We start from the raw sequence: 24782 nt of genomic DNA, 5'->3' as shown, positions 1-24782 counted from the left end.
TCCACCGTGACGAACAGACTCGGCCTTTCTTCTAGGTTGGACATCGCTCCCCGATACCAATAACGGGGATTCGGGCGGATATCTATCGCAATCTGACGCCCGCAGTTCAAGGCACTCCTATATGCTCGCGACTCGACGATGAGGCGACGCTGCCGCCTCATCGATCCGACCGGGCTGCGAGACGCGCTTCGCGGACCGCCTAAGGCAATCGAAGGGACGCAACACACAACCGGAATAGTTCATGACGCGCGGCATCGACGAACTCAAGCGCTGGCTCGGCCTTATCGTGCTCAGCGTGGGCGTGTTGATGATCATACTGGACACGACCGTCGTGAATGTCGCGCTGCCGTCCATCAGGGCCGATCTAGGCTTTACCGAAACGTCGCTGGTTTGGGTTGTCAACGCCTATATGCTCACGTTCGGCGGCTTCCTGCTGCTCGGCGGCCGGTTGGGGGATCTGTTCGGGCACCGTCGATTGTTCCTGCTCGGCATCACGCTGTTTACGTTGGCGTCCGCCGTGTGCGGGCTGGCGAATTCGCAAAGGTTGCTGCTCGCCGCGCGCGCCGTGCAAGGACTGGGCGGCGCCGTCGTTTCGGCGGTATCGTTGTCTCTGATCTCTAACCTGTTTACTTCGCCGACTGACCGTGCCAAAGCAATGGGCATCTATGGCTTCGTTTGCGCCAGCGGCGGCAGCATCGGCGTACTGCTTGGCGGGCTATTGGTCAGCACACTCAGTTGGCACTGGATCTTCCTGGCCAACCTGCCGATCGGGGTGGCAGTGTATGCGGCGTGTGTAGCGCTGCTACCCGGCGGACAACCGCAGGCTCAACCGGGCAAGTTGGATGTGGGCGGCGCCGTCGCCATCACCGCGTCCCTCATGCTGGCGGTATATGCCATCGTGCACGGCAACGAAGCCGGCTGGGGATCCACTCAAACCCTTGCCCGGCTCGGCGTTGCCACCGTGTTGATGATCGTTTTTCTTTTCATCGAATCGCGCGTGCAACGTCCGCTCATACCGCGGCGCATCTTCGTCCTGTGCAACGTGGCCACCGCCAATGTGGTGAGTATTCTGTGGGCGGCGGCGATCCTCGACTGGTCATTCATCTCCACGCTATACCTGCAGCGCGTGCTCAACTACAGCGCGATGGAAGTCGGCCTCGCATTCCTGCCGGTCAACATCATCACGGCGGCGTTCTCGCTGGGGCTTTCGGCCAAGCTGGTAATGCGCTTCGGCATTCGTGCACCGCTGTCGGCCGGTTTCCTGGTGGCGGCGCTCGGGCTCATACTGTTTGCACGGGCACCCGTGGACGGCAGCTATGCCTTGCACGTGCTGCCAGGAATGCTCCTGCTGGGCCTAGGCGCCGGCATGGCGTTCAATCCGGTGCTACTGGCCGCCATGAACGATGTCGCGCCCGAAGAATCGGGACTGGCCTCCGGCTTGATCAGTACGTCCATCACCATGGGCGGCGCGCTGGGCTTGGCCATTGTCGCGAGCCTGGCGGCGGCACGCACTGAACGTCTGTCCGCCGACGGAGCGGACATCGATACCGCCCTCAACGGCGGCTATCACCTGGCATTCCTGCTCGGAGCGATCGCTGCCGCGGTGGCCGCGGCGCTGGCCGGTGCGTTCGTGCGGACACACGGGCGCACAGTCGCCTCCCATTGCGCTGAGACAACGTGACCGGTTTCCAACGCAAGTCGCGACAGCGAACGTCCGCTTGCGCTTCAACGCGGCGCAAGGCGAGTTAGTCGAACGCCTAGAGGGGTTTCACCAGAAACAAGCAGGGATGGTCTTCATGCCAAAGGGTCGGGAATACTTCGGCGCGAATGAATCCATTGTCGTCGTAGAACGCGCGTGTCGCATCGTAGTGCGGCTCATCTCGATCGCGCGGGGCCAAGGTCTTAACCGTCAGCAGCCGGCAATTCGCTTTTCTCGCAGCCTGCTCGGCTGCGGTCAGCAGCGCTTTGCCGACGCCGCCCCGGTGATGAGAGCGCCGCGCCGCGATAACTAAGATTTCCATTGCCGACGGCGGATGCTGTTTTAGACTAACAAAACCGATAACCTGCTCCTTAACCCGACACCCAAACATGGGCAGCGTCTCGACCGCCTCGGCACAGGCGTCGATCACCTCAGGCACCGAGAACCAGTCCGACAGATCCGACATGATCTCTCGGCAGATCTTGCCCTTGTCCTCGACGATTTCGATCGCGCTTTTCATGTGCGCTCGCTCCCTTGTTCCGGCTATATGCTCGGTGCTCGGCAATTTAGCGCGCCGCGTATGTCACCGCCGCCTCCGAGCCGCTAGGCGACGACCGTTCTCCCGCCCCCCACTGCACCATTGCATCGGGTATCGCAAGATCGAAATGCCGGCGGCCAAGAAGGGCGTTGGCGATCACCGCGCTTCGCCATGCGGCTAGACTCAGTTGCGGCTCCGCAATGCCATGGCTATAACGTCCCGCATTCATCAGGAAGATTCTGTTCTCGCGAGGACCGTCCCACGAGAGCGAAAAGTCATGCTGGAGCACAGGTTCACCGAGCGCATTGAAACTCATGCGCGACCGAAGCGATTCGAAGAAATCCGGCAGCACGAAACGATATCCCGTGGCCAGCACGATAGCGTCGACTACCAGGACCTCCGTCGTTTCATCGAAGCCGTTGCGGATCGTTAGCCAAACTTCCTTGCCGCGGCGCTCGGCGGAAAATACGTCACGATGCGGACGAAGCGAAATATCACCGCTCTTGTCGTGCGATGGATCGAGCTTTCTTTCGTAAATGCGGCGATAAAGCTTTTTCAATGTAGCAGGGGAGATCCCATCGCTCGCCAGTACCTGGCGGCGGACATGCGAAAGGCGGAGCCGCTCCGGTAGTCCGTGGAAGCACTCCATATACCCAGGGGAGAACAATTCGTTCGTAAATGGCGTCGCATCGATCGGCTCGAAGTTCGGCCGTCGACTGATCCAGCAAATCGATGCGCTCGGCTTGAGGTCGAAAAGCGCATCGACGATTTCGGCACCACTCTGGCCACCACCGATGACAGCAATGCGCTGTGGGCTGACAGAGGACAGATGCCTGGCCGCTTCATTGCTGTGGAATGCGACCTCATTGGGCAGGCGCTCAGCCCACTCCGGCACGGACGGCTTTTTGCCGACAGCAATGGAAACATTGCGCGCATACGCGCGTCCGCCATCGAACGCGATGGCGAACCGATCACCCTTGAGCGTCACTTCACGAACGCTTGCACCAAAGCGAAGGGATGAAAGCCCGGCTGCGACCCATTGCAGATAGTCGGAAAATTCGCGGCGGGGAACAGCTTCATATTCCGCGTTAATGAATTGATAGAAGCGCTTGTGCGCGACAAGGTAAGAAAGAAAACTCCACGGGCTCGTCGGGTTCGTTCCTGTCACGAGGTCTTTGAGGATCGATGTCTGCATTTGCGCGCCAGGCAACAGCATGCCCGGATGCCAGGCGAACGCGGACCGCGTATCGAAGAAGCGGGCCTTCAACTCGGGGATGGGGTCGAGTTGAGCCGCAAGACTGAGATTGAAAGGGCCAATTCCGATTCCCGCGAGATCGAGCACTTCAGGGGACATGTTCTCACTCCGACTAGAGCATTGTAGGGGTCTTAGCCGCGCTCCTTGGCAAACTCGCCCGAATTCACCCATGCCTCATCGAGCCTCCGGGCAAAGCGCTGGTGAAAGGGGCGCTTGCCGATAATCGTCAAGTGGTTGGTACCGTTGACGATTTCCGGCGCGGTTGCATTGGTGGAATAACGCCGCCAATCGATAACATTGAGTGAGCGCGTAAGCGAATCCTCTGCGGCAAAAGCGTGAATGCGAAATGCGCTTTTCTGGAGCTGGTAGTTGCGGAAGATGATGGCGTTGTCGACCAGTACCCAGAGCATATGTTCTTCCGATCCGATGTCAGGTCCGTCCGTAGGCAACTTGACACGATGCCGCACAACGTGACTCAAAAACTGCTCGTACACTTCGTCATCCATCACGGCAAAGAGTTTGTCCCAGTCGTCTCGCATCGGGGCGCTGACGCGCCATTGCTGGACACGGCGATGGGTTTCTTCCCTGACGGAATCCGCAAGCTGAGGTGAAACACCGACCGTAAACTCCTCGTCCATGTCGCAAACATCGACCATGCCGATCATCCGCAGGTCGATGTCATCGCCAAGTTGACGCGCTGCCTCATAGGCAAGAAGTCCGCCCCACGACCAACCGAGAAAAGCGCATGGCTGCCCTTTCGCAAAGCGGCGAACGACTTCTGCATAGCGTGCCGTAATATCTTCGACGCGAGTGCCGAACATCTTGGTCGCCGTTAGCGAATAACAAATGAATCCGGTAGCCGGTTGGTCTGGTCCAAGGTAATCGACGAGCCGCATATACTCCTGCGTGCTGACCAGCAGCCCAGGAAAGCAATAGAGCACTGGCCGCTCGCCGCCGCGGCGCAGATAGACCACATTCGCATCAGCATCTTCGCGCGCCCCGTTCAATGCCGACGCGAGATCACGGACCGTCGGATGATTGAAGATGTCCGCAACCGAAACCTGCCAGTCGGGATAACTCGTTTGCAACTGAGATACGATTCGGACGGCTGCGAGCGAATCACCGCCGATATCGAAGAAATTCTCGGTCACACCGATATCCGGAATGCTCAGCATGCCGCGCCAGACGCCGAGAATGGCCGTTTCCTTAGCACATCGCGGCTCGACGGCAGCAAATTGTATGCGGGGCGGAGGCAATGCATTTCTATCCAGCTTACTGTTTGGCCCCATCGGAAGCTTGTCCAGCGCAATGATGCTTTGCGGGACCATGTAATCCGGAAGCGAAACCATGGCAGCCCGGCGCAGCTCCGTGGTGCTCGGAACTTCGGAGCCACGCGGGACCACGTAGGCTACGAGCCATGTGCGCGGCCCCTCTTCATATAGCAGTACGACAGCTTCGGCCACGCGCGGATCGGCACGCAGCACCGATTCTATTTCGCCCGGCTCTATTCGGTAGCCACGCACCTTGATCTGGTGGTCGACTCGGCCCACGAATTCGACGATACCGTCCTCGCGCCAGCGTCCAAGATCACCTGATTTGTATAGTCGCGCACCCGTTCGCGAAAATGGATCGGCAATAAAACGCTCTTGCGTGAGATCAGGCCGCTCATGATAGCCACGCGCAAGCGCGCTACCGCCAATATATATTTCGCCGACGACGCCCACGGGAACCGGAACGAGATCGCTGTCGAGCACATACACCCTCCTGTCGCCGACGCCGCGCCCGATCGGAACGATCGCCGCTTCTGATTCCGTTCCGGCAGGTACCTTCCAGACCATCGGCGTCATGATCGTTTCTGTGGGTCCATATCCGTTGATGAGAATCTTCGGCCGCAGATTCCGGTTGATCATGTCGAATACAGCGCGCGGCAGCGCCTCACCGCCAAAGGAATAGAGCCTGAGCTGCGGAATGTCGCGATGCTGCCCGGCGTGTTCGGCAAGGCCGCGGACGTAGCTGGTCGGCAGGCTCGCGTTATTCACGCCGTACTTGCGCATGAGCCCGAAGGCTTCTTCCGGCGTCGCCAATTTATCGGGTGTAAGAACCACACCACCACCTGCCATCAGCGGGACCATCCAGCGCTCGTGCCCGCCATCGGATGTGAAAGGTAGCACGGGATACTCGCACGAGTCCTCGCTCATCTCGTAAATACGCAAGGTCGCCTTGCAGTGGTGTGCTAGTGGTCCATGCTCGACAGCGACGCCTTTGGGCACGCCGGTCGAGCCGGAAGTGTAAATGACGTATGCGAGTTGATCGGGCGCGATCCGTATCTGGGGAGGCTCGGCGCTTTCCGACGAAAGATCGGTCTTGTCGAGATCCAGCTTCGGCGCGGCCACATCGCGCGGCAGACTTTCGAGCAATTGCGTGCGCGTAATGACGAGCGACAGATCGGGCGCACTCAGAATATGTCGATTGCGCACCTCGGGATGGTTCGGGTCGATCGGCGTGAAAGCGCCACCCGCTTTCAGGATCGCAAGTATGGCGGCTATCGCTTCGATCGACTTGTCGAGCGCCACCGCGACCCGCTTTCCGGGACGGATACCCATCGTCATCAGACGATGCGCGAGGCGATTGGCCGCAACGTCCAATTCGCCGTGGGTCACCGAACGGTTGCCTTGCGCCACGGCAAAGGCGTGGGGGCGCCTTCCGGCCTGAGCGGAGATGACCTCGTGGATCGGCGTGCCGTCATCCGCTTGCGGCTCGTCGGGATACGGCGCAGAAAGCCGATCCAGCTCAGCCGGACTCACGAAGGGAATGTCTCGAACCTTCTCCGTGAGATGGTGCTGCAAACGCCCGAGCACGATTTCCAGATCGCTGGCGAATCGTCCGACATGCGTGCGATCCAGCCTCTGAGGATTGAAGCCCAAACTCACGATCAGGCGAGCGTCAGGCCTCGGACGGACCGTTACGACAAGTTCGGCATCGCGTCGGGACGGCGGCTCGATGATCACTTCATGAGATGTCCCCGCCCATTCGAAACCCGGCCGGACATCCAGAATCGTCCTGGCGAGCGCAGTCGCTTCGAAAGCGTCATCGCGCAGCGAGAACGCGTTTGCCATTGTCTCGAACGGCATAAAGTGGGCGGCGGCAACCGCGATTTCCTGCTCGAAAAGCCACCCCACGTCGCGCAGTGTCATCGCACCGTCGATCTGGGGCGCGAGGACCAGAATGTCCTCGATCCGCGCGGTGATAGTTGCGCGGTCGTCCCGCGTGACCAGACCGATTCGCTGCGTGCCGCAACCCGAGTAGCGTCGAAGTACGACTGCCAGCGCGGTGAGCAAGTCGACGCGGACACGCGTGGATGAAATCCGGGGCACCGGGAGTTCCGTTTCCACCCAGTCCACACTGTCCGATTCCGACGTGGAAGGAGTTGGCGAAGTCAAGGCAGCGATGGCTTCGTGTCTGCCCAGCCTGTGAAGCCAGAAATCCACCCATTCGGTCGTCGGGCCGCCGGTCGCGGTGACGTCAATCGGTGTGAGGTTTGCCCCGCCGATGTCGCCAGCATCGTCCCCGGTCTCGATATGCCGGAGGAAATCCGAGGCGATCCGTTGGAGCGCCGTGCAATCTCCAACGATGGGATGCAATGAAAAGAGAATGGCCATGGCTTCGTCGCCATGGACAAAGAGGACGAAACGGGCGGCACTCTCGCGTTCCAGATCGACCCGGCGATTACGCTCCATGCACGCCGCATCAAGCATTGCTTGATGAAGTTCACATCCGCTTGCGACGTAGCATTCCTCGATCGGTATGCGTCGATCGTCCGGCACAGTCTGGTAGACGACTCCTCCGGGGCGCAGCTCAAAAGTACTCGTGATGAGCGGGTGTCTTTCCGGAATTCCGGCCAAAGCGTTTCGCGCCGTTTGCACACTTCCGGAAAACGAGATCCCGAGCAACTGGCGACCGTACACCGCCTCGCTGCCGATGGCGGACAGATTCCAGATACGGGATTGTGTCGATGACAGAGGCCACTTCCCGGTTTTTATGATCTCGTTTTTCAACTGATGCTCCTATCGTGGGGCACGACAAAGCGTCACATATCTCTATAAGAAATTAATTTCAATTAATAATGGGAATTCCATAAGCGGAGAAGGGCCCACATTCCGCTTTCGCCTGAATGGCGCCTTCAAGCTTCGATGCGAAACACCGGCTACTTGTCGCCGTGGCATGCCGCCGCACTGACCGCAGGCTAACTTTCGTCGCTCCACGTACGCGACGCGATCACCGTTAAGTTAGCACCAGTTTCGAAAATCGTCCCTCGCAAAACGCTTTCGTGAACCGGTGCACCCAACGTTTAACCGCCTCGTCCCCAAAAATTGGTCTTTTGCTCGTCACTCCGTCGAGTCGACATTCAATGCTGATCTTTTTTCCCTATTTGTCGAATACGATGGCCAATGCAATCGTGCGGATCACATCAACGCTCATCCGAAAAAAGCGATGGACACAACACTACTGACGACCCACTCGCCAAGCTCAACGAGACACGAACAACTAAGGTTGCCCGATGGCGGGTTCAAGAGTTACGCGACAGGTTTCAGCGACAAAGCGGGGATGCCATCGGAACAGCCGCTGCGTGTACTGGCGGAATCCGATTGCATCACTGTCGAGCACGCCGGGGAGCAACTAGCGGTAGGCACGTGCTCCCTCACCACCCATTCGGTTCTGTCCTTAACAAAATTGCCGGCCTCGCCCATGCGATCAGACAGCGCGATCCTCGCGATGCTTGAAGCACTCTTCGCTTGTCATCCCGGCCTCCCGTTCATTGAACTCGAATTGGACGACAAGCACGATCTCGACGACCTTCTCGCCAGTGGCGCCGTCGAAATCCTCGGGCGCAGTTTCATCTCCCGGCCCGAAATGCTTTTTCAGGTATCGCGGCTTTGGCTCGGAACAACGCCGTTCGCGTATCCGGAATTTCCGGTAACCACCGGTGGCATACGCCACCCCGTGCGCCCGCGCAAACGACGCGGCGCACTCTATAAGCGGTTTATTCCATGGATCGACCAGACGCTCGCCTTTCACGTCGCCGACGAGGAGCGCGATATCGAACACTTTCATCGTTGGATGAACGAGCCGCGCGTCGCCGCTATTTGGGACGAATGCGGTAGCGTGGCCGATCACCGCGAGTTCATCCAACGACGCCTCGACGACCCGCGCACGCTTCCTCTGATCGGAACGATCGATGGCATCCCATTCGGTTATTTCGAACTGTATTGGGCAAAAGAGGATCGGCTCGGCCCCCATTACGACGCCTGCGGTCATGATCGCGGCTGGCACGTCGCGATTGGAGAGAATGCGTTTCGCGGAAAAGCCTTCGTTAGCGCTTGGCTTCCATCACTCATGCATTACATCTTTCTGGCCGACCCACGTACGGCAAGAATCGTTGGCGAGCCGATCCATCATCACCAGCAGCAGATACGTAACCTCGACCGTTCGGGTTTCGCCAAGATCAAGCATGTCGATTTTCCGCATAAAAAGGCACTGTTGGTCATGTTGCTGCGTGAACGCTTTTTCGTGGACCGGCTGCTTTTTCCCGATCTCGGATCGCTCACGGATGGACACGGTCACCCCGTCATCGGATCACTGGCGCGGGAGACCGGGTGATCAAACTCAACCGTAGCCACGTTTGTTTTCGCGTTTCTCGAGGAAGCCACCATGAGTGAACAGGATCACATCGTCGCCGACGACACAATCACGGCGACCTACGCCACGTCAGTCAGAAGCGATCCGTTCGATGCTGCGGTGCCCCCCATCTACCAAACGTCGCTATTCCTGTTCGACAGCTATGCCGAACTCGAGGCCGTTTTTGCGGGACGCTCATCGAAAGCCGTCTATTCGCGCGGCGACAATCCCACCGTGCGCCTGCTCGAACGCAAGGTCGCAGCGATGGAGGGCGCCGAAGAGGCTCGGGCGTTCTCGAGCGGTATGGCGGCGATCGCAGCGACCATCCTCGCCTTCGTCGCACCAGGTGACCGTATCGTCACGGTCGAGCATGTTTACAGCGATGCGTTCCGCTTTTTCGAGAAAATGCTGAAGCGCTTTGGCGTGCGGGTCGACTATATCGACGGCACGAATACGGAGCGGATGATCGCCGCGCTTCCCGGCGCACGTCTGGTCTATCTGGAGAATCCTACCTCCATGGTATTCCAGTTGCAGGAACTCCAAGCGATTGCAGAAGCCGCCCGACGACACGACGTACTGACCATTGTCGACAACTCCTGGGCCACGCCGCTTTACCAGAATCCGCTCGCGCTGGGTATCGACCTCGTCGTCCATGCCGCGTCCAAGTATCTCGGCGGGCAGAGCGATACCGTCGCCGGCCTCGTTGCAGGTTCGCGTAGACACATCAACCAAATCAACCGTGAGGCTTTCCCGTACATGGGAGCCAAGCTGTCGCCCCTGGAAGCATGGCTCGTTCTGCGCAGTCTCGAAACGCTGCCGTTACGTATGCGGCATCACCATGAAGCTGGATTGGAGGTCGCCCGTTGGCTGCGATCGTGCGATTCGGTAGCGAACGTCTTTCATCCTGCCTTCATGGACCACCCCGGCAAGCGCAGTTTCAGCGGATTCGGGGGGCTCTTCTCGTTCGAGGTAACCGACGCCATCGATGTCGAAGCCTTCGTCAACGCGCTGACGTTGATCCGCATCGGCGTCAGTTGGGGCGGGCCGGAAAGTCTCGTCGTCCCGGTGAAGGCCGCACTCAGCATTTCACCGGAAACGAACGTTTTCGCGCGTTTCGGCGTGAGTGATCGGACGATTCGCCTCAATGTCGGTATGCATGAAGCACACAAGATCGTGGATGATCTCGACCGAGCATTTCAAATCGCCAAACGAGACGTCGTTGGCCCCGCACTATTCGCTTTACCCGGCGAATGAGCTTACGCTGCCGCCGACGTAGCTCATAGCCAGACGGCCCAGTACGTTCAGTGCGAAGCCGCGTTGCGCGTCTTGACGACCTTCCCTCGTTGCAGCACGTAACGCACGTGTTCGCCGTTATTTGCAACTATGCCGATATCCTCGAGCGGATTGCCGTCGAGCACGAGCAGGTCGGCGATGGCGCCGGTTGCGACCACGCCCAACTGTCCTTGCATGTTGACGATCTCGGCTGCGACCGTCGTCGCCGAGCGCAGCGTTTCCAAATTGCCGAGTATTTCCGCGCGAATGTTGAATTCGCCGCATTGAAACGCGTGCATGTCGCCGAGCAAGTCCGAGCCGAACCCCATCTTGACTCCCGCCTTCGCGTAAATCTCCAACGATTCGCGACCGGCCCGCTGCACGGACGCGACCTTCGCGATCGAGTCGGGCAGCATGCCGAATTGCGCACCGTGCTGCGCGAGTGCGTCATAGGTGACGAGCGTCGGTACGACGAACGCGCCGTGTTCGCGCATGAGGCGAGCCGTCTCTTCGTCGACGAGATTGCCGTGCTCGATCGTACGCACGCCGCAGCGGACGGCTCGCGCGATCGCACGGCCCGTGTACGCATGTGCCATGACATAGGTATTGGCCGCGTGCGCTTCGTCGACGATGGCACGAATCTCATCCTCCGAGTATTGCGTATTCGCGATAGGATCGGTCGGCGAGGCTACGCCGCCCGACGCCATGATCTTGATTTGCGTGGCCCCTTTCTGGATCTCCTCGCGCACGGCAAGGCGTACGGCATCGACCCCGTCCGCCACCCGCGCAATCGCCCCGGTACGGAAGCAGCACGAGCACGGTTCGAGGACATCGCCGCGCGGACGGAAGTCGCCGTGCCCGCCCGTCTGCGAGAGCGCTTTGCCGGACGGGAAAATCCGCGGCCCGGGGGTGAGGCCGGTCTCGACGGCATGCATGAGACTCCAGTCGGCCCCGCCCGCGTCGCGCACGCTGGTGAAGCCTCGCGCAAGCATGGCGTCGAGAATCGGCAAAGCGCGAATGACCGCCAAGATGTTCGGCTGCGAGGCGTTCGCGCCTAGGTTCGCATTCGACGCCAGCACGTGCACATGGCAGTCGATCAATCCCGGCATGACGGTTTTGCCGCGCACGTCGATCGTTCGCGCATTCGGAAGATCGACCGGGCGATCGGTGACCTCCACGATTCGCTCGCCCTCGATAACGACATGATGATGTTCGAGCAGCGCACCACGATCGAGATCGAGGACATTCCCGCCTTCAAGCAAGGTAATGGTCATTGCAAAATCTGAGTCGGTTGATAAGGGACAAGGTGCCAAGGACGGTGCATTGGTCCGCGGTTGCCGGCGGTTTCGCGACGTCGAGCGGCGCGCGAATTCGGTTGCGCGCCACGTATGATAAATGAGTCGATGTCATGCGCGGTGGTAATGGCAGCCTCATCGATGCGGCTGCGATCCACCTAGGTTCTCTTCTTGGTGAGCTTGGGCAGCGAGTGTTGTGCCCGAATGATGTTGATGAGCGTGACCAGCGCGGGATGGTTGTAGCGGCGGCTGCTGTAGTACATGTGCAGCGGATCGTCGACGAAAGCGTTCTTTTCAAGCACGATCCGCAATTCGCCTCGCTTCAATTCTTCCGCGATCCTTGCTTCGAGCAGGTAGGCGATGCCCAAGCCGGCCTTGCAGGCGGCGATCGTCGTTGCCGTGTCGTTGATCGTCAGCAACCCCGGCACGCGGATGCGGCGTTTTTCACCGGCGTCGTTGATTTCCCAGCGGTAGCTCGAGTTATCGCCGAGCAAAAGCTGAAGGCACGTATGCCGGGCCAACTCATCGGGCTCGCGAGGCGCGCCGTATCGCTCGAGATAGGCGGGTGCCGCCGCCATCACCCATCGTTGCGGGCCGCTCAAGGGAACCGCGACCATGTCTTCCGGAACGTAATGGCCGTAGCGAATGCCGGCGTCGTAACCTTCGGCGACGATATCGATGGGCCTGTTTTCGACGACCACAGTGAGCCGCACCTCGGGACACTGGCGCACGAATTCGGGCAGGGCGGGTGCGATGAGCAGGTCGGCCGCATCGGCGAATACGTTGAGCCGGATTTCCCCGAGGCGAGCGGTTCCCGGCGCGTCGAACGTTTCGAGCGCGGAGCCGATCTGATTGAATCCGTCTTCCAATCGCGCGGCGAGATCGCGTCCGGCCGCCGTCGCGGACACCGCTCTGCTCGTTCGATTCAGTAATTTTGCCCCAAGGCGCGCTTCGAGCCGCCGCATGGCATGACTGATCGCAGACGGCGTTTGGCCCATTTCGATGGCCGCCAGTTTGAAGCTGCCGCATCTCACGATCGTGAGGAACGATCGGAGATCCGCGAAATCGATTCGGTCGGTTTTCGCCATGGTGAATGCTGTTCAATCGCCCAGTGAATGCCATTCATTTTAAGTCATGCAATGATTTCCCTCCCGGCCCAGGTGAATGTCGCGCGAGGCACGCCGGGCGATTAGCGCTTCGCCTTTTTCAAGGAGGATCCATGCCGAGCTTCGAGCACATTCGTATTGGCGATGTCGACGGCACGAGAGTGCTCGTGACGGGCGGATCGACGGGAATCGGCGCCGCGCTCGTTCGGGCGTTTGCCGCGCAGGGCGCACGCGTCGTGGCGCACTACAACGAGAGCGAGGCGGCCGCCCAAGCGCTGCGTGCACAAGCCCCGGAGCGCATCGAACTCGTGCGGGGCGATTTGAGCGAGCCCGGCGGCGCGGCGCGCGTCGTGGCGGCGGCGGTCGATTTGCTCGGCGGCTTGGACGGCCTTATCAATAACGCGGGCGGCATGCTGGGACGCATGAAGTCGACCGAGATGCCGGAGGCGCATTTCGATCGCGTCGTCAATCTGAATGCGCGTTCCGTTTGGGAGGCAACCGCGGCCGCCTATCCGTTCCTCAAGGCGTCGCGCGGTTATGTGATCAATACGTCGTCGGTCGCCGCCCGCACCGGCGGAGGCGCGGGTGCCGTCTTGTACGCGGCGACGAAAAGCTTCGTCAGCAGCGTGACGCGCGGACAAGCAAAAGAATTCGTGCAGGACGGCATCCGCGTGAATGCCGTCGCGCCAGGACTGATCCAAACGCCGTTCCACGATCGATACACTCCCCCCGACGTCATGGCGGTGCAGACGGCCTCTGTGCCGATGGGCAGGGCGGGGGCGCCCGAGGAATGCGTCGGCGCGTTTCTTTTCCTCGCGTCTCCCGCGCTATCCGGCTACGTCACGGGACAAATAATCGAAATCAACGGCGGACAACTGATGCCATGAAAGAGGAAACGAAAATGAATCAGCGGCTATTTGGGCAAACAGGAAAGCAGGTCTCCGAAATCGGCTTCGGCGCGTGGGCGATCGGAGGATCGTGGGGCGACGTATCGGAGAGCGATGCGAAAGCCGCGCTGCATGCCGCGCTCGACAGCGGCACGAACTTTATCGATACGGCCGACGTGTACGGCGACGGACGCTCCGAGCGAATCATCGCGGCCGTGCTCAAGGAGCGAGGCGGTGAGCGGCCGTTCGTTGCAACGAAGGCGGGCCGGCGACTCGATCCGCATGTGGCGCAGGGCTACAACGCGGCGAACCTCAATGCGTTCGTCGAGCGGTCCTTGGTCAACCTCGACACCGATTGCCTCGATCTCGTGCAATTGCATTGTCCGCCGACCGAGGTCTACTATCGGCCGGAAGTCTTCGACGCGATGGACCGCATGGTGGCGGCGGGCAAGATTCGAAACTACGGCGTCTCGGTGGAGAAGGTCGAGGAGGGGTTGAAGGCGATCGAATATCCGGGCGTCAAGTCGGTTCAGATCATCTACAACATCTTTAGGCAGCGGCCGGCCGAGCTGTTCATGCGCGAGGCCCGAGCGAGAGAGATCGCCGTCATCGTGCGCGTGCCGCTTGCCTCCGGTCTGCTCACGGGCAAGATGAAAGCCGATACGACCTTCGCCGCCGACGACCATCGGCTCTTCAACCGCGAAGGCCAAGCATTCGACAAGGGCGAGACGTTCGCCGGCGTCCCTTACGGCGTGGCGCTGCAAGCCGTCGAGCAGATCCGCCCCTTGGTGCCGGCGGGGATGACGATGGCCCAGTTCGCCCTGCGATGGATTTTGATGAACGATGCGGTGAGCACGGTCATTCCGGGGGCGAAGAATCGGGAGCAGGCGCTGGCGAACAATGCGGCGAGCGGCCTGCCGCCGCTGACGGATGCGACGATGAACGCCCTACGCGCGCTCTATACGGACAAGATCGCGCCGTTCGTTCATCACTTCTGGTGACATGGCGGCTTTAGCTCAAAAGACCATTTTCGAGCGCATAGCGGGTGAGTTCGGCATTGCTCCCGAGGCCCATTTTGTCGAGAATGCGCGACCGATAAGTGGTGACCGTCTTCGGGCTCAGGTGCAGTTGTTCACCGATATTGACGAGGCTTTCTCCGCGCGCGAGTAGTTTCAAGACCTCCAACTCGCGATCGGAGAGCACCTCGTGTGAGGAGGCGGGTTTGCCGCTCATTACGCTTGCGAAGCGCTCCGCAAGCGACGGGCTGACGTACTTACCGCCTTTCGATGCCTTGCGCACGGCTTCGATCAGGGTCGCCGCCGAGCTGTCTTTCGTCAGATAGCCCGCGGCGCCCAGCTTTAGCGCTCGCATGGCATAGATATCTTCGGCATACGTGCTAAGAATCAGCACGGGAAGCTCGGGATGACTGGCTTGCATACTTTTCAACAAGTCCAATCCATTCTTGCCGGGCAGCGCGATATCCACCAATGCAACGTCGAATCGCTGCGTTTCAACGGCCTGCGTCGCCTCGGCGGCGGATGCGGCTTCCGCCGCAACCTCGATATCGGCCGCCGAACTCAACATGAGACGCACGCCGTTGCGAACGATGGCGTGGTCATCGACCAGCAATACCTTGATCGTTTCAATGGCCATGGCTATCCTCGATCGGAATCCGTAGTTCGACGGTCGTGCCGTTCCCGGGACGACCGGAAATGGTCAAGCTGCCGCCGAAATGCCGCGCGCGTTCATGCATCCCGAAGATGCCCCACGATTGGCCGCTTACCGGATCTTTCCGCGCAATACCTTTGCCGTTGTCCTGCACCTCGACGACGATCTCGCCCACCCGCGCTTGCGCGCGGATGCTGACGTGCGAAGCGCCGGCGTGGCGTACGGTATTCGTGAGCGCTTCCTGCACGACCCGAAACAGCATCGTGCTTAGTTCGGCGTCGATCGAGAGCGCCGATAGCGCGGCATCGATCGAACAGTCGCAGATCAGATCGGATCGCGCCTGGATTTGATTGGCGTACCACTTCATCGCTTCCCAAACGCCTAGCTGATCTAAAACGCTGGGCCTCAGATCCGTAATTACGCGACGCACGGCGGCGATGGCGTCGTCGGCCAAGCGCGTCGCATCCACGAGTAGCGGATCGGCGGCCCCTCCCGCGCGAACGGTACGCTCGACCGATACGGATACATACGCTTTGATGCCAGTCAGCAGACTTCCGAGTTCATCATGGATCTCTTGGGCGATACGTTTGCGCTCGTTCTCTTTGATTCGCTCTTGGTGAGCGGCAAGCGAGCGCAATTCGGCCTGCGACCGCTGCAACGTTTGTTCGGCAAGTTTGCTGTGCGTGATGTCGAGCAAAATGCCTTGGATCGGCGGGCGCGGCGAGCCGTCATGGATGATCTGCGCTTCGTCGCGAAACCAAAAGATCTTGCCCTCCTTGGCCGTCATGCGATATTCGATGCTGAGCGGCTCGCCGGCCGCGCGGCTCGCCGCGACTGCCTCGCGGACGCGCTCGCGATCGTCGGGGTGAACGTGAGCCTCGTGAAAGGACGGACCGAATAGCCATTCGTCGGCCGTAAATCCGAGCATGGCGACTTGCGGGCTGACGTACTCGAGCCGGTTCTGCGCGGCCGACCAGATATAAGTGATGGCTTGTATCTGTTCGACGAGCGTGCGAAATCGCGCTTCCGCCGCGCGCTTCGCTTCGAGCAGCCGCTGCGCGCCGAGCATCCGCTCGATCGCCGCCGAAATCTGCCCGAGATACTGCCGGTCGGCATCCTTCGTCAGATAGTCGCGGGCGCCGCGGCGCATCAGTTCCACGGCCAAGGCCGCGCTGTTCCCGCCCGTCAACACCATGACCGGAATGGCGATTTCTCCATCGGCTTGTGCAAGCGCTTCGAGAAACTCGAGACCGGTTTGATCGGGAAGGTGATAGTCGAGCAAAATGCAATCGGGTCGATGCTCGGTCGCGAGCAGCAGCCCTTGCTCGCCCGTATCGGCTTCGATGAATACGTACTGGCGCTCGCCATCGGCCGCGAGCGCCCGCTTGCACGCGATTCGATCGACGAGATCGTCCTCGACGAGCAAAATGCGGATTTCGCGTGGTGCAGCCATGTCGTCCCCGCTGTCGGCGTATAGGCGGCGCGCTGCCGTCAAGGCAACTCGCTCAGCGACCAATAGATGTCGATGGAGCGCATGACGTCGACGAATTGCCGGTAGTCGACCGGCTTGGCCATATACCCCGCTACGCTGAAGTTGAAGCTGTCGACTTTATCCTCTTGTTCCCTCGATGTCGTCAGGACCACGACCGGGATTCGCTTCAAGTATTCGTCGCTCTTGATCACCTCGAGAAATTCGATGCCGCTCATGACGGGCATATTCAAATCCAGCAAGATGATGCACGGCGTCGCGTTTTTCGGGTCGCGCAAGTACGCGATCGCTTTTTCGCCGTTTTCCTGACGTTCGATCGGATTCGAGACGTGAATCTCCTTGAGCGCGCGTCGTATCGTCATGACGTCGACATCGTCGTCCTCGACGACCAGAATGGGCTTGTTCGGTATCCTCATGCTTTGTTCTCCGTCGATGGGGCAAGCATTTGCCGCGGTAACGTAAAAAAGAATGTACTGCCTGTACCCACCTCGGATTCCAGCCAGACCTGGCCGCCGTACATTTCCACGATCTTCTTGACCAGGGCCAAGCCCACTCCCGTGCTTTCGAACTGATCGCGAGGCGTCAGCGTTTGAAAGAGTTGAAATATTCTCTCGAAGTGCCGCCGCTCGATTCCGGGGCCGTTGTCGGCGATGGAAAAACGCAGCGTGTCGTCGTGCCGGGTGCATTCAATGCGAATACGTCCGGCCGGCTTGTCCATATATTTGATGGCGTTCGACAGCAGGTTCTGAAAGACTTGTTGAATCCGCGTTTTGTCCGCGAAGAGCGTGGGCAACGGTCCCGCGACCTCGATCTCGATATGCGGCGGAGGCGCCAATAGGTCGATCGCCTCGCGCAGCAAGGCGTTCAAATCGACGAGCGTCGCCGTTTCCTTGATCCGGCCCGCTCTAGAATACTCGAGTATGCCGTCGATGAGCGCACTCATGCGATGCACGCGGCGGATCAAAAGCCGCATGTGCTCTTTGCCTTCCTCGTCGAATTTGTCGGCGTAGTCTTGCGACAGCCAATCGGCCAACGAGGCGATACCGCGCAGCGGCGCCTTCAGATCGTGTGACACGACATAAGCGAAGTTGGTCAATTCCTCATTGGCGGCACTGATTTCTTGCATCAGCGTACGCATGCGGGCTTCGCTGTCGAGCAGCGCTTGCTCCGCCTTTTTGCGCACGGAGACGTCGTGGATGGTCGCCATCACGAGGTTCAGGCCGCGATCGGTTTCCAAGGGCGATAGGCTGACTTCGACCGGTATTTCGCTACCGTCGCTGCGTTGAGCGCGCAGCTCCATCCCGACACCCATGGGACGCGCCCTTAGTTGCGAGAAGAAATCCACGCGTACCGCGACGTGCGCGGACCGGAACCGCTCAGGCATCAGGATCTCGAGTGCCTGCCCGACCAATTGCTGACTCGAATAGCCGAAAAGACGCTCCGCCGGCGGATTGACGAAAGCGATTCGACCGTCTCGATCGACGATGATCATCGCGTCGGCTGCCGAACTCAGCAGCCAGTCGAGCGTTTGGCCTTCGAGGATATGGTTTTTCATCTGTGGCGAATCAGTGAGAATCCGGCGTGCCGTACGGTACGCGACCGACCGCACTGACCTCGATTTTAACAGTCCGAAAGCTTTTGCCGGTCGAGGACGGTGATTGACCCAGGTCATATCTGTACGCGTCCGCTCAGTGGAAGATATCCATTCCAGAGTCACTACGATCCGGCCGCGCGTCATGCACGCCATGCACTTTTGTTATCCCGGGCCAGAATGGTTTGTGCAGGCCCTTGGTGCGTCCTATGTCGAGTCGTGGATCAAGGCTAGCCGCCAACCGTATTGGTTTCGCCCCTCGACGTTGGTCGTCTTAACCCCGCCCGTTCGCCATAGGGGGGAGGGTTCGTCGCGCGATACGTCCGCGGGCGACGACGTCCGCGCGAATCTGTTGCGGCAAGAAATGGCGCTCTTTGCGCGAAAGCACGGTACGCGCGCCGGCTTGGCGCACGTGTATTGGTCCGTCGGCGTAACGAGCCTTCCCGTGTCCGCTTTGCGGCGCCTGCACGCCACGATGACCGACTCGTACGACGTTCAGGGTAACGCCGGATTCACGGCGCACGTGGCGATGGATTCGAGCGGTCCGGCGCTGCTTTCCACCCTGCGCGCCCTGGGCGTCACGACCTTGCGCGCGAGCATCGCCGCCACACGCACGCCGAATACGGCGGTGATCGAGCGATTTTTCAATCAAGCGCGCGAAGAGGGATTTCGGTCTATCGCCATCGACTTGCCCATCGCGGTCCCGGCCGTGCCGATACGCACCGTGCGGGAGTGGGCGAGGATGCTTTCCGCTTATCGGCCCAATCGAATTTTCTTTGCTCGCCTAGGCAGCGACGAGGCGCCCGCAAGGGCGGGCACCAGAGCGCAAGACGCGATGCTCGTCGGGCGGGCTTGGCGGGACGCCTATGCGACGCTGATCTCCACCGGGTACGGGTACATCGCCCATGACGCTTTCGCCTTGCATTCGGATGTGTTCGCCGATGCAAAACGCTTGGCGACGCTGGCGCCGGGACCCTACGGCTATGGCACGGCCGTATCGCATACGGCCATTGCAATCGGCCAGGGCGCGATCGGCAATGTCGGTCCGATGCAGTATCAAAACTGCCGCGATCCGAAAACGTATGCGGCGATGCTGCAAGCCGAGAAGCTGCCTATCGAGCGAGGCTTTCTGGCGACGGCCGACGACCTGGCGCGCCGATCGATCATGACGGGCCTCTTGACGAATTTCTCGGTGGACATCGAGGCGATCGAGCAATGCTATGGGATCGACTTTCGCGCGGCGTTTCGCCGGGAATTGACGGAACTCGAGCCGCTGCGGCTCGAGGGGGCGATCGAGCTTGGGGAGAAGCAGTTGAGTGTCACCTCGATCGGGCGCTTCGCCTGCAATCGCGTGGCCGACGTTTTCGATCGCTACATCCGGCGCGTGGAGCAGGCCCGGCCCGAACGCGACGGCTTCTGAGGCGGCAGCCGCCGGCCCGGCCGAGCCGCTAACGCTACCCGCACGGCATTGCTCTGTAGGGGATCCCCTACGAAATGCGACATGGAACGCCGATAGCCGCGGCGCGGCCCGTGCACGACAATTCGTCCTAACGGTGGCAGGCGAGGTCTCAAAGGCTATCCGCCGACATATCGACCTACGTCGCTTAGGAGCACGGACATGTACAACACGACATTCGCGGAAATCGAAGCGCCGATCAAGTGGCACGCGCAGGCGTCTCAAGCCGCGCCGAAGATGGCGCTCGCGGCCGATCGCAACGACTGCGAGCATTGCAGTTCCCGCAAATTTTGCATGCCCGAGGGCTTCGATACCAAGAAGGCGGGCGCGCACAACGGCGTCTTCGGCAATATGCGAAAAATCAAGCATGGCGACGCGATCTTCCGTGCGGGCGAGCCGTTCCGCAATCTCTACGTCGCGAAAGTCGGCTCGTTCAAGACGGTCGCGATCGACAACGACGGCCGCGAGCAGATCATCGGCTTTCCGATCGCGGGTGAGTTCATTGGGATGGACGGCATCGGGACGGGCGTGCACGCCTTCGACGCTATCGCGCTCGAAGACGGAATCGTTTGCTCGCTGCCGTTCAGCGCACTCATCGAAATGAGCGAGCATGATCTGAGCTTACGCAGCCACTTGCATAAGCTGATGAGCCGAGAACTCGTGCGCGAATCGGCCCTGCTGATGTTGATGGGGCGGATGACCGCGATCGAACGCTTGGTCTCCTTCCTGCTCAACATTTCGAAACGCTATGCGCAGCGCGGGTACTCGTCGCATGATTTCAATCTGCGCATGACGCGCGACGAGATCGGTTGCCACTTGGGCCTGACGCTCGAAACGGTAAGCAGAAGCTTGTCCAAGCTGTCTTCGCTCGGGCTCGTCAAGTGCGCCGGGAAGCAAGTGTCGATCATCGACATGGCTGGACTCGAGCAAGTAAGCGGCCACTATATTCCGCACTAACCCGCTCGGCGCTGTACCGCTGCGCTCGCCGAAACTACGTTCCGGCCGTGCTTCGGGTCGTAAGACGGCTCCAAAGCATGCCGGCTCGGCTTCCGCTTCGGCAATAGGCGAGGATGGGCTTGGGCAATGCGTCGACCAACGCGCCGAAGGCATCGACCTGTGCATCGTCGATGCTGCCGGGCTCGATCGGTAGATAGCGCGCCTCGATGCCCCATTCGCGGGCGGCCGCCGCGATTTCTTCGAAAGCCGGCTGGTCGGGACTCTCGCCGTCGGGGCGATTGCAGATTACGGAGCGAAAGCCCGCATGACGGATGGCCTTCAGATCGGCCGGCGCGATTTGCCGTGAGGCGGCAAATCCGCTCGATGCGGTCGCGCGGCATTGCTCGATCGCGCGACGGAAACATGACACCGCGAAGTCGATGTCGCGCTCCGTCGTAAATCGGCCGAGGCTCACGCGCACGGTTCGGCCCGCCGCATCCGCGTCGAGGCCGATGGCCGTTAGAACATGCGACGGCGTGCCGGCGCTCGAGTTGCAGGCCGACGTGGAAGACACGGCGAGCGCATCGCCCAGCATGGCCGGATAGAAGCCCGGCACATCCACGGTCAGACTCAACGTATGAGGGATACGTCGCGCCGGGCCGGCGTTCTCCGATATGTTCCCTAGCGCCAGAACCGACGTTCGCAATCGCGTGCTAAGGGCCGCGATCCTCGCGGCCTCGGCCTCGAGTTTCGATGCCGCCACGTCGCACGCGGTGCCCATGCCGACGATCTGATGCGTCGCGAGCGTACCCGAGCGCAACCCGCGCTCGTGTCCTCCGCCGTGCATTTGAGCGGCGATGCGGGAAGTGATGTCGCGCCGGATATAAAGCGCGCCGATACCTTTCGGCCCATAGACCTTATGCGCGGACATCGACAACAGGTCGATGCCGAGCGCACGCACGTCGATGGGCGTTTTGCCGAGCGCTTGGGCCGCATCGACATGCAACAGCGCGCCCGCGGCATGCACGATTCGAGCGATCGGCGCGATGTCGGTCAGCGTGCCGAGTTCATTGTTGACGAGCATCAGCGATACGAGCCCCGTATCCGGGCGCAGCGCGGCGGCGACGGCGTCGGCCGTGATTTCGCCGTCCGGCGACGGCGATAGATAGGTGACCGCAAAACCTCGCCGAGCAAGGCTTGCCATCGTATCGAGAACGGCTTTGTGCTCGAGCCGGCTCGTGATCAAGTGGCGTCGATCGGTTGCCGCGTCGGCGTAACCTTTGAGCGCGAGATTGTTCGATTCGGTGGCGCCCGAGGTCCAGATGATTTCGTCCGCGTCCGCACCGATGAGGGCCGCCACCTGGGCTCGCGCTTGTTCGACCTTTTTGCGCGCCAGCGTTCCGGCCACGTGTGAGGTCGATGCGGGATTGCCGAATACGCCGTCGACGCCGAGGCATGCGGACATCGCTTCGATCACGCGCGGATCCGCCGGCGTCGTGGCCGCGTAGTCGAGATAATGCAACGTATCGTTCGCGCTCATGCTGATTCTCTTGCCAATCGATGAGAGGGCATGATATAGCGATCGTGCTGGAAAAGGGCTCCAAAATCTATCGAGAATTCGAATATCGATAGAAGATTTTTCTACTACGCCGGAGCGCCGGTCTGCATCTGATCGCGCAGGGCTCGGTATTGGGGGCTGCGCATGCCATATTCGAGTGCGACCTGAACCAGCCGACGTTGCAATGGCGTGGCGAATAGGCCGTCGCGAAGCCGCTCCCGGCTATACGCATCGTCGATCACGAGCGAGAGTTTTTCTTCCCATAGCATGAACTGCGCGAGTTGGACGAAACGGTTCGTTTCGTTCCCGTGGGGCGGTTCGCCTGTGCGCTCGCGCAGCCAGGCGAAGAATTCGTTTGCCGGTAGCGGACGCGCAATCGCATAGCCCTGCGCCGCGTCGACACCGAGCACGCGCAGCGCGGGCAAGAGCGCGGGATCCTCGATCCCTTCGGCGACAACGGACATCCGCAGCGAGTGCCCGAGACGCGTCAACTGGTAGACAAAGCGCAACGGATCGGATGCGTCGCGTTTGATCTCGCCCACGATAGACCGATCGATTTTGACGAGGTCGAACGGAAATTCGTGCAGGCGAGCCAGGCTGCTGTGTCCCGATCCGAGATCGTCTTCGGCCAGGAGGACGCCGATTGCCTTGAACTTGCCGAATTCGTCATGGCATTCGAGGCTTTGCGGGACGCGCTCGGTTTCGAGCACCTCCAGGATGAGCCGTCCCGCGGGACAGCCGAGCGCCGTCATCGCTTCTTGGGTCGCCTCGACGTAGCGGCTGTCGTGAAGCGCCATCGACGGCAAATTAATGGACATGCCCAAATCGAAACCCGCCTCGAGCCAGACGTTGCGCTGCTCTAGCGCCCGCTTGAGCGCGCGGACATAGAGAGCGAAGAAATCCTCCGTCGAGAGCACGCTCAGAAAGTCGCCGGGTGCGAGCAACTGCTCGCCATCGTAGAGTCGAGCCAAAACTTCGACCTTCTTGACCTCCCCCGAAGCTAGATCGACGATGGGCTGATAGTGCATTTGGAGCGCATCGGAGCGAAGCAGCGTCACCCAACGCTGGCGCACGCCGAAGGGAATCGTGTTTGCCTCGCCCTCGGTCGCTTGTATGTGCGCGAGGGCGAACCCGAGCAATGTCTGCAGCAAATCGACGAAGACGCGTTGACTGGTACCGCTGTAGCCGCCGGGCAATGCGCTGTACAGCGACAACACCGCGAGCGGCAAGTGGCCGGGGGCGCGAATCGGAATCGCGACACTCGAACGAAAGCCCGCGTTGCGGGCCATCTCGCTCCACGCGGCCACACGCCGATCCGTCTGGAAGTTGACGACGCGCTCCGGTTTTCCGCTGCGCCATGCGTTTCCCGCCGGGCCTTGCCCGGTCGGGTCGTCGGCGTGGATCGAAATGGAGCAATCGGATTCCTCCATGGCCTCCAGGTAGCCTTGCATGCGCGCGTCCGACACCGCTTCGAAACGCAATACGCCTTGATGATCGGGGCGGCCGATCGCGCATGCCGTGACTTCGTCCAGCGAGGCGAGGATACGAACGACTTGCGCGATCAGGTCCGAATAGCTGCCGGCCGACCATGCGAGTTCGGTGATGGCGAGCACGGCTTGCTGGCGGGCCTCTTGCAGCGATTCATAGGCTTCCAATTGCCAAGCCAAATCGCGATTGAGCCGGCGCGACAATATCGATAGACATTCGCCGTATGCGGACACGTCGATGCAATCGGCCAGCGACCCCAGCAGAACGCCGCGGCTACGCGCCAAATATTGCCTGTCTAGTCCGACGATCGCGTGCACGCGCCCGATCTTCATGGCCGAGGCGCGATGGGCCTCTTCGGTGAGCTCGGGATTGGCGATCAACTGTAGGTTGGCCTTTTGTGCCGCGCGCAAATGCGCGTGCTCGTCGTCCGATAGCGTCCCGAGCAGTTGCTTCGGCAATTCGAGGCGGCTGAGTCGAACGTAAAAAAGGTCGATGGCCGCGGGAATGGCTTGCCGCAGCGTTTCTTGAATCGTATGAAGAACCTTGCAAGCGGCGGGGCCGTAAGGGGAGGAGTCCCCGGCCGGTGACGATGGTCCGTGCTGGCCGTTTGACTCGAGCGGTTCGGCGCTTTCCTGCTGATGTCGTTCGTTCACCGGGTCCCCAACGATACTATTTTTCGACCGATCGCGATGCATCACCGCGCGACCTCACATGTGGAGTTAGTGTGACGAAGGCCATCTGCGCGAGCCTTGACCTGGGTCAAGGACGGGGAGCGCTTCTTTCCTTGCGCGACCGGAACCGATACACGACAACGTTTGCATGAAAAACGGGTGTTGCGCGAAACACGAACCTCTAGGCGCGGTTGATG

The 24782-nt window shown here is 60.6% G+C and carries 18 protein-coding genes; 7 read left to right on the top strand and 11 right to left on the bottom strand.

What is annotated here, in order from left to right:
• Window positions 1–241: 241 nt before the first annotated feature.
• Window positions 242–1681: a DHA2 family efflux MFS transporter permease subunit gene (locus DXT59_RS28470; RefSeq protein ID WP_116141627.1), complete on the top strand. Its 1440-nt coding sequence runs from the start codon at window positions 242–244 to the stop codon at window positions 1679–1681.
• Between the two features lie 76 nt (window positions 1682–1757).
• Here DXT59_RS28470 and DXT59_RS28465 read toward each other — a convergent pair whose 3' ends face one another.
• From DXT59_RS28465 to DXT59_RS28455, 3 genes are read right to left on the bottom strand one after another with little or no spacing between them, the layout of a single operon-like run.
• Window positions 1758–2219 (bottom strand): GNAT family N-acetyltransferase, encoded by a 462-nt coding sequence (locus tag DXT59_RS28465; RefSeq protein WP_116141626.1) that lies wholly within the window; start codon window positions 2217–2219, stop codon window positions 1758–1760.
• 46 nt (window positions 2220–2265) lie between these two features.
• Window positions 2266–3591, bottom strand: coding sequence for a lysine N(6)-hydroxylase/L-ornithine N(5)-oxygenase family protein (locus tag DXT59_RS28460; RefSeq protein ID WP_116141625.1), 1326 nt, complete (start codon window positions 3589–3591; stop codon window positions 2266–2268).
• Window positions 3592–3623: 32 nt separating this feature from the next.
• Entirely contained in the window at window positions 3624–7547 is a 3924-nt protein-coding gene (locus DXT59_RS28455) for a non-ribosomal peptide synthetase (protein ID WP_116141624.1), read from the bottom strand.
• A 436-nt stretch (window positions 7548–7983) separates the two neighbouring features.
• Here DXT59_RS28455 and DXT59_RS28450 point away from each other — a divergent pair, with 436 nt between their 5' ends.
• Window positions 7984–9150 (top strand): GNAT family N-acetyltransferase, encoded by a 1167-nt coding sequence (locus DXT59_RS28450; protein ID WP_240324722.1) that lies wholly within the window; start codon window positions 7984–7986, stop codon window positions 9148–9150.
• Between the two features lie 51 nt (window positions 9151–9201).
• Entirely contained in the window at window positions 9202–10422 is a 1221-nt protein-coding gene (locus DXT59_RS28445) for an aminotransferase class I/II-fold pyridoxal phosphate-dependent enzyme (protein ID WP_116141623.1), read from the top strand.
• 47 nt (window positions 10423–10469) lie between these two features.
• Here DXT59_RS28445 and DXT59_RS28440 read toward each other — a convergent pair whose 3' ends face one another.
• Both DXT59_RS28440 and DXT59_RS28435 read right to left on the bottom strand, forming a co-directional pair.
• A complete protein-coding gene (locus DXT59_RS28440) occupies window positions 10470–11714 on the bottom strand; it encodes a metal-dependent hydrolase family protein (protein WP_116141622.1) in 1245 nt (414 codons plus the stop codon).
• 179 nt (window positions 11715–11893) lie between these two features.
• Window positions 11894–12823, bottom strand: coding sequence for a LysR family transcriptional regulator (locus DXT59_RS28435; RefSeq protein ID WP_116141621.1), 930 nt, complete (start codon window positions 12821–12823; stop codon window positions 11894–11896).
• A gap of 131 nt (window positions 12824–12954) precedes the next feature.
• Here DXT59_RS28435 and DXT59_RS28430 point away from each other — a divergent pair, with 131 nt between their 5' ends.
• Together DXT59_RS28430 and DXT59_RS28425 are read left to right on the top strand one after the other, a co-directional pair.
• The gene (locus DXT59_RS28430; protein ID WP_116141620.1) at window positions 12955–13728 is read left to right on the top strand and encodes an SDR family NAD(P)-dependent oxidoreductase; all 774 of its coding nucleotides are present in this window, start codon (window positions 12955–12957) and stop codon (window positions 13726–13728) included.
• A 14-nt stretch (window positions 13729–13742) separates the two neighbouring features.
• Window positions 13743–14729: an aldo/keto reductase gene (locus DXT59_RS28425; protein WP_116142221.1), complete on the top strand. Its 987-nt coding sequence runs from the start codon at window positions 13743–13745 to the stop codon at window positions 14727–14729.
• Between the two features lie 10 nt (window positions 14730–14739).
• On the opposite strand, the gene DXT59_RS28420 is transcribed toward DXT59_RS28425, so the two are convergent.
• Genes DXT59_RS28420 through DXT59_RS28405 form a run of 4 tightly spaced genes read right to left on the bottom strand, consistent with a single transcriptional unit; the run spans window position 14740 to window position 18440 of the window.
• Entirely contained in the window at window positions 14740–15381 is a 642-nt protein-coding gene (locus DXT59_RS28420) for a response regulator (RefSeq protein WP_116141619.1), read from the bottom strand.
• Window positions 15371–16849 carry a hybrid sensor histidine kinase/response regulator gene (locus tag DXT59_RS28415; RefSeq protein WP_116142219.1) on the bottom strand — a complete coding sequence of 493 codons (1479 nt, stop codon included), beginning with the start codon at window positions 16847–16849 and terminating at the stop codon, window positions 15371–15373. The genes DXT59_RS28420 and DXT59_RS28415 overlap by 11 nt, the downstream gene beginning before the upstream one ends.
• A gap of 38 nt (window positions 16850–16887) precedes the next feature.
• The gene (locus tag DXT59_RS28410; RefSeq protein ID WP_116141618.1) at window positions 16888–17301 is read right to left on the bottom strand and encodes a response regulator; all 414 of its coding nucleotides are present in this window, start codon (window positions 17299–17301) and stop codon (window positions 16888–16890) included.
• Window positions 17298–18440, bottom strand: a complete 1143-nt coding sequence (locus DXT59_RS28405) for a sensor histidine kinase (RefSeq protein WP_116141617.1) — start codon at window positions 18438–18440, stop codon at window positions 17298–17300. The genes DXT59_RS28410 and DXT59_RS28405 overlap by 4 nt, the downstream gene beginning before the upstream one ends.
• A gap of 223 nt (window positions 18441–18663) precedes the next feature.
• On the opposite strand from DXT59_RS28405, the gene DXT59_RS28400 reads away from it, so the two are divergent.
• Window positions 18664–19896 (top strand): hypothetical protein, encoded by a 1233-nt coding sequence (locus DXT59_RS28400; protein ID WP_162878287.1) that lies wholly within the window; start codon window positions 18664–18666, stop codon window positions 19894–19896.
• A gap of 198 nt (window positions 19897–20094) precedes the next feature.
• On the top strand, window positions 20095–20889 hold the full coding sequence (locus DXT59_RS28395; protein ID WP_116141615.1) for a helix-turn-helix domain-containing protein: 795 nt from the start codon (window positions 20095–20097) through the stop codon (window positions 20887–20889).
• Between the two features lie 34 nt (window positions 20890–20923).
• Here the strand turns inward: DXT59_RS28395 and DXT59_RS28390 are convergent, their stop codons facing one another.
• The gene (locus tag DXT59_RS28390) at window positions 20924–22408 is read right to left on the bottom strand and encodes an aminotransferase class V-fold PLP-dependent enzyme (protein ID WP_116141614.1); all 1485 of its coding nucleotides are present in this window, start codon (window positions 22406–22408) and stop codon (window positions 20924–20926) included.
• Between the two features lie 104 nt (window positions 22409–22512).
• Window positions 22513–24567 (bottom strand): EAL domain-containing protein, encoded by a 2055-nt coding sequence (locus DXT59_RS28385; protein WP_162878286.1) that lies wholly within the window; start codon window positions 24565–24567, stop codon window positions 22513–22515.
• Window positions 24568–24782: the final 215 nt, after the last annotated feature.

Origin of the sequence: Trinickia diaoshuihuensis, from assembly GCF_003390925.1 — a bacterium.
Classification (GTDB): domain Bacteria; phylum Pseudomonadota; class Gammaproteobacteria; order Burkholderiales; family Burkholderiaceae; genus Trinickia; species Trinickia diaoshuihuensis.
This window is presented reverse-complemented; position numbering and strand designations above follow the sequence as displayed.

Excerpts from the sequence above, each read along its gene's own strand:
- DXT59_RS28470 (WP_116141627.1), top strand. The coding sequence starts at position 242 with ATGACGCGCGGCATCGACGAACTCAAGCGCTGGCTCGGCCTTATCGTG.
- DXT59_RS28465 (WP_116141626.1), bottom strand. The coding sequence starts at position 2,219 with ATGAAAAGCGCGATCGAAATCGTCGAGGACAAGGGCAAGATCTGCCGA.
- DXT59_RS28460 (WP_116141625.1), bottom strand. The coding sequence starts at position 3,591 with ATGTCCCCTGAAGTGCTCGATCTCGCGGGAATCGGAATTGGCCCTTTC.
- DXT59_RS28450 (WP_240324722.1), top strand. The coding sequence starts at position 7,984 with ATGGACACAACACTACTGACGACCCACTCGCCAAGCTCAACGAGACAC.
- DXT59_RS28445 (WP_116141623.1), top strand. The coding sequence starts at position 9,202 with ATGAGTGAACAGGATCACATCGTCGCCGACGACACAATCACGGCGACC.
- DXT59_RS28440 (WP_116141622.1), bottom strand. The coding sequence starts at position 11,714 with ATGACCATTACCTTGCTTGAAGGCGGGAATGTCCTCGATCTCGATCGT.
- DXT59_RS28435 (WP_116141621.1), bottom strand. The coding sequence starts at position 12,823 with ATGGCGAAAACCGACCGAATCGATTTCGCGGATCTCCGATCGTTCCTC.
- DXT59_RS28430 (WP_116141620.1), top strand. The coding sequence starts at position 12,955 with ATGCCGAGCTTCGAGCACATTCGTATTGGCGATGTCGACGGCACGAGA.
- DXT59_RS28425 (WP_116142221.1), top strand. The coding sequence starts at position 13,743 with ATGAATCAGCGGCTATTTGGGCAAACAGGAAAGCAGGTCTCCGAAATC.
- DXT59_RS28420 (WP_116141619.1), bottom strand. The coding sequence starts at position 15,381 with ATGGCCATTGAAACGATCAAGGTATTGCTGGTCGATGACCACGCCATC.
- DXT59_RS28415 (WP_116142219.1), bottom strand. The coding sequence starts at position 16,849 with ATGGCTGCACCACGCGAAATCCGCATTTTGCTCGTCGAGGACGATCTC.
- DXT59_RS28410 (WP_116141618.1), bottom strand. The coding sequence starts at position 17,301 with ATGAGGATACCGAACAAGCCCATTCTGGTCGTCGAGGACGACGATGTC.
- DXT59_RS28405 (WP_116141617.1), bottom strand. The coding sequence starts at position 18,440 with ATGAAAAACCATATCCTCGAAGGCCAAACGCTCGACTGGCTGCTGAGT.
- DXT59_RS28395 (WP_116141615.1), top strand. The coding sequence starts at position 20,095 with ATGTACAACACGACATTCGCGGAAATCGAAGCGCCGATCAAGTGGCAC.
- DXT59_RS28390 (WP_116141614.1), bottom strand. The coding sequence starts at position 22,408 with ATGAGCGCGAACGATACGTTGCATTATCTCGACTACGCGGCCACGACG.